Origin of the sequence: Antarcticimicrobium sediminis (assembly GCF_004348975.1) — a bacterium.
Classification (GTDB): Bacteria; Pseudomonadota; Alphaproteobacteria; order Rhodobacterales; family Rhodobacteraceae; genus Antarcticimicrobium; species Antarcticimicrobium sediminis.
In genome coordinates this window covers 326,833-340,457 of record NZ_SMFP01000002.1, presented here as the reverse complement: position 1 = coordinate 340,457, position 13,625 = coordinate 326,833, and the positions used below count along the sequence as shown (strand labels likewise).

The following is a 13,625-nucleotide window of genomic DNA, read 5'->3' as shown; positions in this document are numbered from 1 at the left end:
TAGTCCTCAAGGCGGCAGCCGCCAGATATCGACCCCGAATTTCTTAAGTTTTCTGTGCCCTCACATCTGCTGTTGCATCGCGGCATCAGCCCAAACAGGGGCTGTGCACCGCCGCACCAACGCCGTAGCGTCACACGCCCCCGTGCCGTCTTGCGCCCCCATCCCGGACATGGAACGCCGGGCGATTTTTTCGACTCGCCCGGGGTCATTGCTCAGGGGTCCAGACACGCTGAAGCCGCGGTTCGCCGACTCAGCGGGCTTGCGCCAGATGGCCGACCGGAGGTTTGAAAATTTGATACAGAGACCCTGCGTTGTAAATGCGACCTATTGCTCGCGAATACCGGGAAATCATACCGCGCGGGGCAAATACACCGGCGTATGATGGCGCCGGGCACATGCCCCCACCCGCGCAAAGCGCAGTTGTCCAAGACGCCTTCGGAAGCCATACAGATGGACCCTTGCAAAAAATCCACAGCCACCGCAGAAAGCTGGTCAGCCGCATTGAAAAAAAACATGGACAGGTTGGATGAACTGGGACGACCTCCGGGTGTTTGCCGTCGTCGCCCACCATGGTGGCATCTCGCAAGCCGCAAATGCGCTGTTACTTGATCCCGCGACGGTCAGCCGCCGCATCGTTCGGCTGGAAAAAATGTTGGGCATCGCCCTTTTTGCGCGCTCGTCGCGTGGCGTCGTCCTGACCGATTTCGGCGAACGGCTGCTCGACAATACGCAACAGATCGAGGCGATCACGCAGAACATCATACCCGGCGACGCCCACCCGCACAGCGACCTGCGCGGCAAGGTTCGCATCGGGGCACCGGATGGCTGCGCCAATTTCCTGCTGCCGCAAATCTGTGCCGACATTCAGGCGGCCAACCCCAACCTGTGTCTGGAGATCATTCCCCGCGGCCGCAGCTTTGATCTTCAACGGCGCGAAGTCGATATCGCCGTGACCGTCCATCCGCCCGGCAACAAGCGCGCCCTTGTGCGGCCGGTGGCCGCATACGACCTGATCTTTGCCGGCCATGAAAGCCTGCTGGGCCACCACGATCCTGCGGCCGGTCTTGCTGGCCTACCGCTGACCAGCTACATGCCCGAACTGCTTGTCGATCCGGGACTGAATATTCTGGCGGAATATCCGGAAACAGAGCCCATGCTGCGCTCGACCTCCGCGATGGTGCAATGGCAGTGGATTTGCAGCGGTCGCGCCGTGGGGCTGCTGCACGATTTTGCCTTCCCGCTTGCCCCCGGTCTGGTTCACCTGCTGCCGGAGGTTCGCATCTCGCGCCAATACTTTCTGGTTGGCCGCCGCGACGACGGACACCTCAACAGCAGCCTGTTCGACATTCTCGAAATCAAACTCAGCCAAGAAATGGCACGCCTGCGCGCGATTGTGCGACCGAATGCGAGCTGAGCCCCGGGCCTCAACACCCGCGCAGCCGTGATCGTGCCCTGCGGCCCCCCAAACCACCCCTGCGCGAAACGTGCCTTGCCGCACCGGTGAAAGACCACCGCAGAACCCGAGCCCGCAGCGCCAGCACCTGAATTTATGCAACTCTACTTGGATTTTTATCGTGTAGATATCGGCAATACGCAACGCTACGGTGAAGCAAGAGGAGAAGTTCAGGGCCTTTCTGGCCGCCTAAGCGCGGTGCAGGCCCTGACCAATCGGCGAAGGCGCGCGCAGCGTCGCACCCTTTGCATAGGCCCTGACGGGCCACCTCCGGAGGATGTGGACGGCACCAGCGCCCTTGGGCGGGCAGGTCGCGCATGCCCTTCGGTGAAACCGGGGATGAGGCCGCCGGTGCGCAGGGAGAGGCGCACCGGCGCGCGACAAGGGGAGGAAGGTCGATGGCAGATATCGCCACGCACGTCGATGGTCGGCTTGGGCGCATCAACCTGATCCGCCCCGAGGCGATGAACGCCTTTACCCATGACATGTGCCTGAGCGTGACCCGCGCGCTGGAGCGCTTCCTTTCGGACCCGGATGTTGCCGTGGTCGTGATCGAAGCAGCTGGCGAGCAGGCGTTCAGCGCCGGTGCCGACATGCGGATGCTGTACCGCGCCGGTCGCGCCGGAAGCTTCCACGCCGGACAGCAGTTCTGGCGTGATGAGTACCGGATGGACGCCATGCTGGCGACCTATCCCAAACCCGTGATCTCGCTCATGCAGGGGTTCACGATGGGCGGCGGCGTCGGGCTGGGGTGCCACGTCAGCCACCGCATCGTGTCCGAATCCGCCTGCCTTGGCATGCCCGACTGCTGCATCGGGCGCGTCCCCGACGCCGGCGCGACGCGCATCCTGTCGGAGGCTCCGGGCGGGCTCGGGCGGTATCTGGCGCTCACCGGCTATCGGCTTGGACCGGCCGACGCCATCTATGCCGGTTTTGCCGATCACCAGGTGCCCCGTGCGCAGTGGCCCGACCTGCTCGCAGCGCTGGCAGCCTCAGGCGAGGTCGGCCAGATCGCGGAGTTTGCCACCGCGCCCGGCCCGTCGCGGCTGGCATCGGCGCGTAACGTGGTCGACCAGTGTTTTGCAGAGGGCTCTCTGAGCGAAATCATCGCCCGGCTGCAACAAACGGACGACGCGCTCGCCGTCTCTGCGCTGGCGCGGATCACCAAGTCCAGCCCTCTGGCGCTGGCCTGCGCGCTGGAGCTTCAGGCCCGCTATACCGGCAGCGGCATCCACGAAGCCTTGGCGGCGGAATATCGGTTCACCTTCCGAAGCTATGAGAACACCGATTTTCTCGAAGGGCTCCGCGCGATCATCATCGAAAAGGATCTGGCCGCCAAGTGGCGCCACCCGAGTCTGAGCGAACCCAGCGCCGAGGATGTCGCCGCCGTTCTCGCGCCGCTGGGAGATGCGGAATTGCAATTCGAACGTGGCGATTTGGGGAAATGACGATCGGGGTCACAGGATTTCCCGGCGCGATTGCAAGATACATTTGAAGGAAAGCGACATGAACGAGACCTACGGCAAATACCACCCGGGCCGAACGGCGGCGACGGATCCGGAAAAGCCGGCCATCATCCTCGACGATGGCACGGTCGCCTATAGTTTCCGCACCTTCGAAGAGACGTCCAACAGGTTCGCGCATCTGCTGCGCGCCCGCGGCATTCAGCGCGGCGGCCGGGTGGCCTTTCTGCTGGAAAACCGCAAGGAATACCTGCCGTTGGTCTGGGGCGCCTGGCGCATCGGAACCCATGTGACGACGATCGCCACACATCTCTCCGCCGAGGAGATCGACTATATCCTGCGCGACTGCGGTGCCGAGCTGCTCGTCACCTCGACCAAGTTCGCGGCGACGCTGGCCAAGGTCTCGCCCGCACCGGCCGAGCGTCTCGACGGGCTGATGCTGGACGGGGCCGAAGCCGGTTTTGAGGATATCTCCGGCCTGCTCGACAGCCAGCCAAGCGATCCGGTGCCGGATCAATACGAAGGTGTCGACATGCTCTATTCCTCGGGCACCACGGGGCGTCCGAAAGGCATCTTCAAGCCCCTGCCCGACCGCCCCTTCGGCACCATCGCCCCTTCCAATCAGGCGCTTTACGACCTCTACGGTCTTGACGACACCATCTGCTATCTCTCGCCCGCGCCGCTGTATCATGCCGCGCCGCTGCAATGGACGCTGCGGGCCCTGCGCGCTGGCGGCACCGTCGTCGTCATGCGCAAATTCGATGCCGAACGCGCCCTGCAGCTCATCGAACACTGCCGCGTCACGCACAGCCAATGGGTGCCGACGCATTTCGTCCGCCTGTGCCGCCTGCCCGAGGCCGTGAAATCCGCCCACGACCTGTCAAGCCATCGTTGCGCGATCCACGCGGCAGCGCCCTGCCCCGACGATCTGAAAAAGGCGATGATCGCATGGTGGGGGCCGATCCTGCGCGAGTATTATGCCGGGTCCGAAGGTCTGGGCCACACCGCCATCGACACCGCCGAATGGCGTACCTTTCCCGGATCGGTCGGACGCCCCGTGGGCTGCAGGGTGCATATCTGCGACGCCGAAGGCGAACCGCTGCCCCAGGGCGAGACCGGCATCGTCTATTTCGAAAGCAGCAGCCAGTTCGAATACCTCAACGCGCCAGAAAAGACCGCCGAGGTGCGCAACGCGCGCGGCTGGACAACGCTGGGGGACATCGGCCACCTGAACGAAGAAGGCTTTCTGTTCCTGACAGATCGGCTGGCAAACACCATCATTTCCGGCGGCGTCAACATCTATCCGCAAGAGATCGAGAACACGCTGTCCTCGCATCCCGCCATCGAGGACGTGGCCGTGATCGGGGTTCCCAACGAAGAGTTCGGCGAAGAGGTGAAGGCCGTCGTGCAACTTGTCACGCCGTCCGAGGCGGGCGAGGCCATGGCAAAGACGCTGAACGAGTTCTGCCGCGCCCATCTCAGCTCGGTCAAATGCCCACGCACGTTTGATTTCGTCGAGGCCCTGCCCCGGCAGGAGAATGGCAAGCTCTACAAGAAGCAGCTTGTAGACCACTACCGGGCCTTGTCCCGCGAGACGACGAATGCCTGAACGGATGCTGCGCGCCCTGGACATGACATTGACGCCGGACGAACAGGCGCTGATCGCGGCGGCTCAAGATTTCGCGACAGAGGTGCTGCGCGACGCCGTTTCCGCCTGGGAGGCCACCGGAGCCGTCGACCATGCGGTCTATCGCCAAGCTGCGGACCTGGGGCTGACGGCGATTGAACTGCCAGTCTCGCTGGGCGGAAAGGGCTATTCTTTCGTCTGCAAATCCCGGGTCTGCGAAGCCCTCGCCGCGGTCGATCTTGGCTTTGCTCTTTCTATCGTCAACAGCCACAACGCGGCGCTGCGCCTCGCTGGCAAGGCCAGCGCCACAGCGGTCGCGCGTTTCGTGCCACAGCTGTTGTCGGGGGAAACGATGGGCTGCACCGCGCTGACCGAACCCGGGGCCGGATCAGACCTTAGCGCCATGACGACGCGGGCGCGCAAGGTCGAGGGCGGCTGGCGCATCGACGGGGCCAAAAGCTGGATTACCAACGCGCAATTCGCCTCCACGGTCATCGTTTTTGCCCAGACCGGCGCGGCACGCGATGCGGCGGGCATCGGCGCCTTCGTGATTGATGCCAATGGCGCGGGCGTGACCCGCACCGACAGCGCCAACATCCGCAGCCTGCCCAGCATCGGTGTCGGCGGATTTACCTTCGACGATTGCTTCGTGCCCGACGATCAGCTGGTGCTGCAACCGGGCACCGCCTTCAAGGACACGATGGCCGCGCTCAACGGCGCGCGGATCTATGTGGCCGCCATGTGCTGCGGCATGGTACGGGCCGGGCTGCACCGCGCCGCAGGCTTTGGCGCCACGCGCGAGGTCTTTGGCAAGACGCTGGCCGAGACGCAGGCCTGGCGCTTGCCGTTGGCGCGCGCTTCGGCAGAGCTTTCCGCCGCGACAAGCCTGGTCCGGCAGGCCGAACAGGTCTTTGCCGCGGGGGAGGACGCGCAACGGATCGCGGCGGAGGCCAAGATCTTCGCCACCGAGATGGCGGCGCGTCAGATCCCCATCCTGACCCATGCCATGGGGGCGGGCGGGCTGCGGGCACAAGAACCCTTTGCCCGCCATCACATCGCCGCCCGGGTGGCGCAACTGATTGACGGATCAACCGAAATGTTGCTGGACCGCGTGTCCCGCTTCGTCGCGCGCGACGGGCAGACCGCATGACCGATCCGGCCCTGTCCGCCGTGTCGGCCCCCCTACAGTCAAGACCCAGACCCAAAAGGAAGACACTGATGAATGTGACCGACGCGATCAAATCCCGGAAATCCGTCCGCGCCTTCAGGCCGGACCCGGTGCCGAAGGCTGTGATCGAGGAAATTCTCGAGGTGTCCATGCGCGCACCAAGCGGGACAAACACACAGCCTTGGCATGTCTATGTCTGCACCGGTGCGCGGAAACAGGCCGTCACCGACGCGGTTCTGGACCAGATCCGTGCCGGCAATGCCGCGAAGTACCACGATGTCGGCTACTACCCCGAACGCTGGAGTGATCTGCACAACAGCCGACGCAGGAATGTGGGCTGGGGCCTGTATTCACTTCTGGGCATCGAGCGCGAGGACAAGGAACGCCGCACGTCGCAGGCGCTGCGCAATTTCTCGTTCTTTGACGCCCCGGTCGGGATCTTCGTGACGATCGAGGACTACCTGGCCAAGGGCAACTGGACCGACGTGGGGCTTTACCTGCAAACGCTCATGCTGGCGGCGCGGGATCACGATCTGCACACCTGCCCGCAGGCGGCTTGGGTGCCCTATCAGGACGCAGTCCTGAAAACCATCGGTGCGCCGGAAGGCCAGTCGCTGGTCGCGGGCATTGCGCTGGGGTACGAGGACACCACCAAGATCGAGAACTCGCTCGTGAGCGAGCGCGAAAAGCTCGAGAACGTTGTGCAATACCTTGGTTTCGAGGCCGAGTGAGCAAGATGCTGGGCGCGCTCTCCTCTCTTCGGGTTGTCGAATTTTCCGGGATCGGCCCCTGCCCTCTGGCGGGGCAGATGCTGGCCGATCTCGGCGCGCAAGTCTGCGTGGTGGACCGGGCCTCGGGGCCAGCGGAGCCTTCCGACATCAACCGGCGCGGCAAGCAATCCATCGCGGTGGACCTGAAGACACCGGAGGGTGTCGAGATCGCCCGCCGCCTGATCGCGCGCGCCGATGTGTTGATCGAAGGCTACCGCCCCGGCGTGATGGAGTCCTTGGGGGTGGCGCCAGAAGCGGCCACGGCGATCAACCCGATGCTGGTCTATGGCCGGGTGACCGGCTGGGGGCAGGACGGGCCCTATGCACCGAGCGCCGGTCATGACCTGACTTACCTCGCCATCACCGGCGCGCTTCACGCGATGGGCGGCAAGGACACCCCGCCAACGCCGCCGCTGAACCTTGTCGCCGACTATGGCGGCGGGACCATGGCGTTGCTCTTTGGCGTTCTGGCGGCACTGATCGAACGCATGGACAGCGGCCGGGGTCAGGTGGTCGACGCGGCGATGGTGGACGGGGTAACGGTGCTGATGGGGCTGCTGCATGGCAAGCTCGCCACTGGCGATATGTCGCCCGAGCGCGAAAGCAACATGCTGGACGGCGCCGCGCCATTCTATCGGTGTTACGAGACGCAAGATGGCAAATACGTGGCAGTCGGAGCGATTGAGCCGAAATTCTACGGCGAACTTCTGCGCCTGACGGGGCTGCCGCAAAGCCGGCTCGCCACCCAGCGCAACCGGGCGTTCTGGCCGCAGCAGACGGCAGAATTCGCCGATATCTTCCGGCAAAAGACACAGCAGGCGTGGCAGGAGATCTTTACCGGCACCGATGCCTGCGTGGCGCCGGTCCACGACTGGGAGGCGGCGCGCCGCGATCCGCACACCACCGCGCGTGCCGCGCTGGTGCAGGTGGGCACTGTCTGGCAGGCAGCCCCTGCCCCACGGCTGGACCGTACCCCAGGCCATGCCCCCCGCCCGCCGGAAGCGCCGGGCAAGGGCACAGAGGACATTCTTGAGGACATCGGTTTCTCAACAGAGGAAACGGCGCGGTTGAGACAATCAAGGGCGCTGATGTAGCGGCACAAGATCCGCGAAACGCAACCAAGGGAGGAAATAACAATGCAATTCAAGACACTCAGGGAGGACTTCATGAAAAAACACCTGACCCGCATCGCGGCCGCCACGCTGGGGATTTTCTCGGCCACGGCAGCCCTTGCCGAATATCCCGAGCGCCCGATCACCATGATCGTGGCTTACAGTGCTGGCGGCGGCACCGACGTGGCCGCACGCACGCTCGTACCCTATCTTGAGAAATACCTTGGCAATGACGCCAGCATCGTCGTCAGCAACAAGCCCGGCGCAGGCGGCGAAGTGGGCTTTACCACGCTGGCCCACGCCAAAGCCGACGGCTATACCATCGGCTTCATCAACGCGCCGAACATCCTGACCATCCCGATCCAGCGCAAGGCGCGCTACACGATGGAGGACATCCAGCCGGTGGCCAATGTTGTCTATGATCCCGGCGCCTTCGGAATCCTGCCCAGTGCCGGCATCGAGAACCTTGACCAGCTGATCGCCTATGCCAAGGAAAACCCGGGCAAGGTCACCTACGGCACCGCCGGTGCAGGCTCTGACGACCATCTCGCGGTCCTGTCCCTCGAACGTGAACACGGGGTCAAATTCCGGCACGTGCCCTTCAATGGCAACGCCGACGTGCGCGCGGCCCTTCTGGGCGGGCACATCAAGATGGCGTCGATGAACGTGACCGAGATGGTTTCGGATTCCGAAGAGGGCACGGTCATCGTCCTGGGCCAGATGTCCAAGGAACGCTGGGAAGGCGCGGCGAATATCCCGACCTTCCGCGAGCAGGGCTATGACATCGTCATGGGCGCCAACCGCAGTCTCGGCGCACCGGCCGGCATTCCCGCCGAAGCATTGGAAAAGCTGAGCGCAGCGACCGAGAAGGCGATGAACGATCCCGCGTTCCTCGCCGGAGCCAAGGATCAGGGCCTGGCCCTCTATTATATGAACGCGGGAGACTTCACCGTGTCGCTGCAGAGCCTGAACGAAGGGTACAAGGCGCTCTGGGCCGAGCAACCCTGGATCGCTCAATAATGAGTTCGGACACGGCAGGGCCGGTAGGCCATGAAACGTTGCAAGGGAGGTCTTTCATGAACAGGAACCTGCTGGAGCTTCTGGCGGCAATCTTCGTCACGGCGTTTTTCGTATATCTCTTCGGAGAAGCGAGGGGCTATGCCGGACAATCGAAGGTGATGCCCGTGGCCGTGACCGGCCTTGCCGTGGCCCTTTCTCTGGCTTGGGGGGCGCAGTGCAGCGTCGCCCTTGTCAAAGGCGGGGGGGCGGCCGGAACCGGCCCCGCCCCGTTCGATCTGCGACGTCTGGCGATCGTCGCCGTCGCCGTGGTGGTCTATGCCCTCGGCATCGGAACCCTGGGCTACTTCACCTCGACGATCATCATGCTGCCGGCGCTGTCGATCTCGCTGGGCTATCGCAACTGGCTTGTCGCGATCCTCGTGACGCTGGGCTTTGCCGCGGTGCTCTATGCCGTGTTCCGGCTGCTGCTCTCGGTGCCTCTACCGGCTGAAACCCTGTTCGGAATGGTGGGATAACGATGGATATTCTGGCAAACATCTGGGCGGCGCTGCCGCTCGTCTTTTCCTTTGATGTCATGCTTGCCATGGTGCTGGGCACCACGGTCGGCATCGCCGTTGGTGCCCTGCCCGGCCTGTCGGCGACCATGGGCATCGCCGTGCTGATCCCGCTGACCTTCGCCATGTCGCCGCTGGTTGCCCTTGGCATGATTGCGGGGATTTACAACGGCGCCATGTACGGCGGTTCGATCCCGGCCATTCTGCTGCGCATTCCGGGCACGCCGGCCGGCATCGCCACGGTCTTTGACGGCTATGAGATGGCCCGGCAGGGGCGCGCCCGCGCCGCGCTCGACATCTCGCTGACCTCCTCGGCCATCGGCAGTGCGGTCAGTGCCATCGCGCTGCTGCTGGTGGCGCCACCGCTGGCGGCGGTCGCGCTGAAATTCGGCCCCGCCGATTATTTCTGGCTTGCCATGTTCGGCATGATGACCGTCGCCGTGCTGATCAGCGACAACCCGGCAAAGGGCTTTCTCAGCGCCTGTTTCGGACTGGTCATCGGCCTTGTGGGCATCGACTCGATGACAGGAACCGAGCGCTTCACCTTCGACCAGCTCAACCTGCTGAGCGGCATCAACATCATCGTGCTGCTCACCGGCCTCTATGCGATCCCGCCAGCCGTTGGGCTGCTGCTGGGGCAATCCGATGTCGATACCTCGCGCCTAAACTTCAAGGGCGTCAAGGAACGCATAGACTGGGCCAGCCTCGTGCCGGTCTGGATCCGCAGCTCGGCGATTGGTCTCTTCATCGGCCTGATCCCGGCACTTGGCGGCAATGTGGCGGCGATTCTGGCATGGAACGAACAGCGCCGCGTCAGCAAGAGCCCGAATTATGGCAAGGGAGCGCCAGATGGGCTTGCGGCGCCGGAATGCGCCAACAATGCCGATACCGCGGCAACGCTGATCCCCGCGCTGACGCTGGGCGTGCCGGGCAACGCGGTGGCGGCCGTCATCCTTGGCGCGATGCTGGTGCATGGGCTGAAACCCGGCCCCGAACTGTTCCGCGACAATGCGACGACGGTCTATGGCTTCATGCTCACGATGCTGATCACCTCGGGTCTGATGTATGTGATCGGCAAGCTCGGCGCGCGGGCCTTTGTCAATGTGCTGCGCCTGCCGCCGTTGCTGCTGGGGCCAATGATCCTCGCACTGACGACAGTGGGCGTCTATGCAGTGCAGAACAGCATGTTCGACGTCTGGCTGATGCTGGGCTTTGGCCTGATCGGCTTTGCCATGGAGCGCATGAGCATCCCGACGGCGCCCGCCGTCCTTGCGGTGATCCTTGGCCCGATGGCAGAGGCCTCGTTCCGGCGCGCGCTCCTGATCAGCGGAGGCGAGTATGGCTACCTGTTCTCCAGCGCGATCTCGATCACTCTGGTGGTGCTGATCGTCCTGATGCTGCTGACCCCGGTCGTCCGCCATATCAGGGCGCGCCAGCGGCGGACACAGGAAGAGCTGCCCAGCGGCAGCTAAGCCAACCCCCACAACATCATTAGGTCGGGTCATCGCGCCCGGCCCCCTTCCCTGCACGCCCTGTCACCTGCTGACAGAGAAGGTGCGCCCGAAATCCACAAGAAAAGGCCAACCCATGTCCGACAAGATCGCACTTCAACTCCACGACACCGACAATGTTTTGATCGTGCTCAGCAATATCGAGCACGGAAAACAGCTCACCCCATTTGACCTGCTGTCAAACGGGCTGATCCCGCGCGGCCACAAGGCGGCGCTGACCGCCATGAAGCCGGGGGACACTGTACGCAAATATGGGCAGATCATCGGCATCGCCACGCAAGACATCGCGCCCGGCGAACACGTTCACACCCAAAACGTGAAGATGGCGCAGTTCGACCGCGACCACGCCTATGGCCAGCACGCGACGCCGACCGAGATGGTGCCCGAAGCCCAACGCGCAACCTTTCAAGGCTATCGCCGCCCCGACGGCACCGTCGGGACGCGCAATTACGTCGGCATCATCACCTCGGTCAACTGCTCTGCCTCGGCGGCGCGCCTGCTGGCACGTGAGGCCGCGAAACGGGGTCTTCTCGCCAAATATCCCAATGTCGACGGGATCGTGCCCATCGTGCATGGCGCGGGCTGTTGCATCGGCACCGACGACGAGGCCTTCTACAAGCTGCAGCGCACCATCTGGGGCTTTGCGACCCATGCCAATTTCGCCTCGGTGCTCATGCTGGGGCTGGGGTGCGAAGCCAACCAGATCCCGCTGATGCTTGAAGTCTACGGCAATCCGCCGCCAGAGAAATTCCGCTACCATACGCTGCAGGCCGAAGGGGGCACGCGCAAGACCGTCGAACTGGGTCTGCAATGGCTGGAACAGGCGCTGGAGTATGCCAACACCGCCCGGCGTGAAACTGTTCCGGCCTCTGAACTCACCGTCGCGCTGCAATGTGGCGGCTCGGACGGCTATTCCGGTATCACCTCGAACCCGGCGCTGGGGCATGCGGTCGATCTTCTGGTGCGCAATGGCGGAACCGCCGCCTTGGCCGAAACGCCAGAAATCTATGGCGCCGAGCATCTGCTGACCAACCGCGCCGCCTCGCCCGAGGTCGGCCAAAAGCTGGTCGGCCTACTGGAATGGTGGGAAGTTTACGCCGCCAAACATGGATCGGAAATGAACAACAACCCCACCCCGGGCAACAAGGCGGGCGGGCTGACCACGATCCTCGAGAAATCGCTGGGGGCCGTCGCCAAGGCTGGGTCGACCAATCTGAACGGGGTCTACAAATACAGCGAGAAGATCACCGCCAAGGGTCTCGTCTTTGTCGACAGCCCCGGCTACGACCCGGTGTCGATCACCGGCGAGGTGGCCTCGGGCTGCAATATGGTCTGTTTTACCACCGGGCGCGGGTCGTGCTATGGCAACAAGCCCGCCCCTTCGATCAAGATCGCGTCCAATACGCCGATGTATCAACGGATGCAGGAAGACATGGACCTCAATTGCGGCACCATCGCCGACGGCACCGAAACCGTCGCAGAAGCCGGGGCCCGGATCTTTCAGGAAATGCTCGAGGTGGCCTCGGGCAAGAGGACGGTCTCCGAGGCGCTCGACGTGGGCGATGCGGAATTCGCACCTTGGCAGACTTACGCGCAGATGTGATCTGCCCATCCCGAGACTGCACACCCTAAGATGTGTTGCTCGATCATCCTCCCCGGGGAAGCTTCGCGCCCCCGGGGATAAGGCGCCCGTCCCGCTTTCAGCTTGGCGGCACCTCTGGCCGGTGATCTCGCGGATCAGGTGCGGAACCGGTTGCGCTGAATGCAGTTTGAGCGGCTGCCGGTTTCTTGCCTGAACGTCGCTGCGCCAAAGACTAGCGACCTCGAAAGACTGGTTCGACTGATGGTTCAGGATGCCTTGACCGAAACGGCCCCGTTGCCGACGTCCTGACCATCTAACAGATCCGGGGCAACTGTTCGCCGACCAGCATATCGACGATCCGCGCGCCGCCGAATAGCGTGCGCATGGTCACGCGCGGCCCCGGACCAGAGGCGCGCGCGTTGCCGATAATCGTGGCGCCCGCGCCCTCGGGCAGAGATTTCATCGCGGCAAGTGCAGCCTCGGCGTCCTGTTCGGCAACGAACAGAACAAGAGTGCCCTCATTCGCCAGATACAGCGGATCGAGCCCCAATAATTCGCACATGCCTTTGACTTCGGCGCGCAGGGGCAGACGCGCCTCTTCGATCTCGATCGCGACCTGGGCATCCTCGGCAATTTCATTCAAAGCCGAGGCCAAACCGCCCCGCGTCGCATCGCGCGCACATCTCAGCGTCGGACAGGCCTTGGCCACCGCAGCCATCAGATGCCCCAGACCGGCGCAATCCGACTGGATGTCGGTGCTCAGCGCCATGTCGCCCCGAGCAGCCAGAATGGTGGCGCCGTGATCCCCCAGCACCCCGTTCACGATGGCCACATCCCCCGGCTGTACGGCATCCGCGCGCAAATCGCATCCCGGCGGGATCACCCCGACGCCGGAGGTGGTGATAAACACCCGGTCCGCCGACCCGCGCCCGACGACCTTGGTATCGCCGGTGACGATCTTGACGCCTGCCCTCTCGGCCTCGGCTTGCATCGAGGCGACGATCCGGCGCAACAGCGCGATCTCGGTGCCCTCTTCGATGATGAAGGCCGCGGACAACCACAAGGGCGTCGCCCCCCCGACAGCAAGATCATTGACCGTGCCGCAGACCGCGATCTTGCCGATGTCACCGCCCGGAAACTCGACCGGGTCCACCACGAAGCTGTCGGTGGTAAAGGCCAGACGCGCCCCGGGTTCAAACAGGGCGTCATCCATCAGACGGGCCTGATCCTCGCGGCTTTCCGGCTGAAAGACCGAGGTAAACACCTCGTCGATCAGGTCGCGCATTGCCTTGCCGCCGCCGCCATGGGCCAGCGTCACATGCTCATCTCTCAGGGCCATGATGTGTCTTTCTTCTTCCTCAGCCG

Annotated in this window: 11 protein-coding genes; 10 read left to right on the top strand and 1 reads right to left on the bottom strand. The window is 63.9% G+C overall.

All coding sequences use genetic code 11. From position 1 onward, the window contains the following. Positions 1 to 526: 526 nt before the first annotated feature. From E1B25_RS04930 to E1B25_RS04885, 10 genes are all read left to right on the top strand, one after another. Positions 527 to 1,414, top strand: a complete 888-nt coding sequence (locus E1B25_RS04930; protein WP_132827556.1) for a LysR family transcriptional regulator — start codon at positions 527 to 529, stop codon at positions 1,412 to 1,414. Positions 1,415 to 1,851: 437 nt separating this feature from the next. After that, the gene (locus E1B25_RS04925) at positions 1,852 to 2,901 is read left to right on the top strand and encodes an enoyl-CoA hydratase/isomerase family protein (RefSeq protein ID WP_132827555.1); all 1,050 of its coding nucleotides are present in this window, start codon (positions 1,852 to 1,854) and stop codon (positions 2,899 to 2,901) included. Between the two features lie 58 nt (positions 2,902 to 2,959). Further along, on the top strand, positions 2,960 to 4,525 hold the full coding sequence (locus E1B25_RS04920; RefSeq protein ID WP_132827554.1) for an AMP-binding protein: 1,566 nt from the start codon (positions 2,960 to 2,962) through the stop codon (positions 4,523 to 4,525). Further along, the gene (locus tag E1B25_RS04915; RefSeq protein ID WP_132827553.1) at positions 4,518 to 5,693 is read left to right on the top strand and encodes an acyl-CoA dehydrogenase family protein; all 1,176 of its coding nucleotides are present in this window, start codon (positions 4,518 to 4,520) and stop codon (positions 5,691 to 5,693) included. The genes E1B25_RS04920 and E1B25_RS04915 overlap by 8 nt, the downstream gene beginning before the upstream one ends. Positions 5,694 to 5,761: 68 nt before the next feature. Further along, positions 5,762 to 6,442 carry a nitroreductase gene (locus E1B25_RS04910; protein WP_206338503.1) on the top strand — a complete coding sequence of 227 codons (681 nt, stop codon included), beginning with the start codon at positions 5,762 to 5,764 and terminating at the stop codon, positions 6,440 to 6,442. Positions 6,443 to 6,447: 5 nt separating this feature from the next. Continuing rightward, the gene (locus tag E1B25_RS04905; protein ID WP_132827730.1) at positions 6,448 to 7,575 is read left to right on the top strand and encodes a CaiB/BaiF CoA transferase family protein; all 1,128 of its coding nucleotides are present in this window, start codon (positions 6,448 to 6,450) and stop codon (positions 7,573 to 7,575) included. A gap of 72 nt (positions 7,576 to 7,647) precedes the next feature. Then, positions 7,648 to 8,613, top strand: coding sequence for a tripartite tricarboxylate transporter substrate binding protein (locus E1B25_RS04900; RefSeq protein ID WP_132827551.1), 966 nt, complete (start codon positions 7,648 to 7,650; stop codon positions 8,611 to 8,613). 56 nt (positions 8,614 to 8,669) lie between these two features. Then, a complete protein-coding gene (locus tag E1B25_RS04895; RefSeq protein ID WP_165937551.1) occupies positions 8,670 to 9,128 on the top strand; it encodes a tripartite tricarboxylate transporter TctB family protein in 459 nt (152 codons plus the stop codon). 2 nt (positions 9,129 to 9,130) lie between these two features. After that, positions 9,131 to 10,639: a tripartite tricarboxylate transporter permease gene (locus E1B25_RS04890; protein ID WP_132827549.1), complete on the top strand. Its 1,509-nt coding sequence runs from the start codon at positions 9,131 to 9,133 to the stop codon at positions 10,637 to 10,639. A gap of 115 nt (positions 10,640 to 10,754) precedes the next feature. Further along, on the top strand, positions 10,755 to 12,281 hold the full coding sequence (locus tag E1B25_RS04885; protein WP_132827548.1) for a UxaA family hydrolase: 1,527 nt from the start codon (positions 10,755 to 10,757) through the stop codon (positions 12,279 to 12,281). A gap of 292 nt (positions 12,282 to 12,573) precedes the next feature. On the opposite strand, the gene hypE is transcribed toward E1B25_RS04885, so the two are convergent. After that, positions 12,574 to 13,599, bottom strand: a complete 1,026-nt coding sequence (gene hypE / locus E1B25_RS04880; protein ID WP_132827547.1) for a hydrogenase expression/formation protein HypE — start codon at positions 13,597 to 13,599, stop codon at positions 12,574 to 12,576. Positions 13,600 to 13,625 lie beyond the last annotated feature (26 nt).

What these genes read in the sequence shown, in the direction of transcription:
- E1B25_RS04930 (WP_132827556.1), top strand. Translation starts at nt 527, where the DNA reads ATGAACTGGGACGACCTCCGGGTGTTTGCCGTCGTCGCCCACCATGGT.
- E1B25_RS04925 (WP_132827555.1), top strand. Translation starts at nt 1,852, where the DNA reads ATGGCAGATATCGCCACGCACGTCGATGGTCGGCTTGGGCGCATCAAC.
- E1B25_RS04920 (WP_132827554.1), top strand. Translation starts at nt 2,960, where the DNA reads ATGAACGAGACCTACGGCAAATACCACCCGGGCCGAACGGCGGCGACG.
- E1B25_RS04915 (WP_132827553.1), top strand. Translation starts at nt 4,518, where the DNA reads ATGCCTGAACGGATGCTGCGCGCCCTGGACATGACATTGACGCCGGAC.
- E1B25_RS04910 (WP_206338503.1), top strand. Translation starts at nt 5,762, where the DNA reads ATGAATGTGACCGACGCGATCAAATCCCGGAAATCCGTCCGCGCCTTC.
- E1B25_RS04905 (WP_132827730.1), top strand. Translation starts at nt 6,448, where the DNA reads ATGCTGGGCGCGCTCTCCTCTCTTCGGGTTGTCGAATTTTCCGGGATC.
- E1B25_RS04900 (WP_132827551.1), top strand. Translation starts at nt 7,648, where the DNA reads ATGAAAAAACACCTGACCCGCATCGCGGCCGCCACGCTGGGGATTTTC.
- E1B25_RS04895 (WP_165937551.1), top strand. Translation starts at nt 8,670, where the DNA reads ATGAACAGGAACCTGCTGGAGCTTCTGGCGGCAATCTTCGTCACGGCG.
- E1B25_RS04890 (WP_132827549.1), top strand. Translation starts at nt 9,131, where the DNA reads ATGGATATTCTGGCAAACATCTGGGCGGCGCTGCCGCTCGTCTTTTCC.
- E1B25_RS04885 (WP_132827548.1), top strand. Translation starts at nt 10,755, where the DNA reads ATGTCCGACAAGATCGCACTTCAACTCCACGACACCGACAATGTTTTG.
- hypE (WP_132827547.1), bottom strand. Translation starts at nt 13,599, where the DNA reads ATGGCCCTGAGAGATGAGCATGTGACGCTGGCCCATGGCGGCGGCGGC.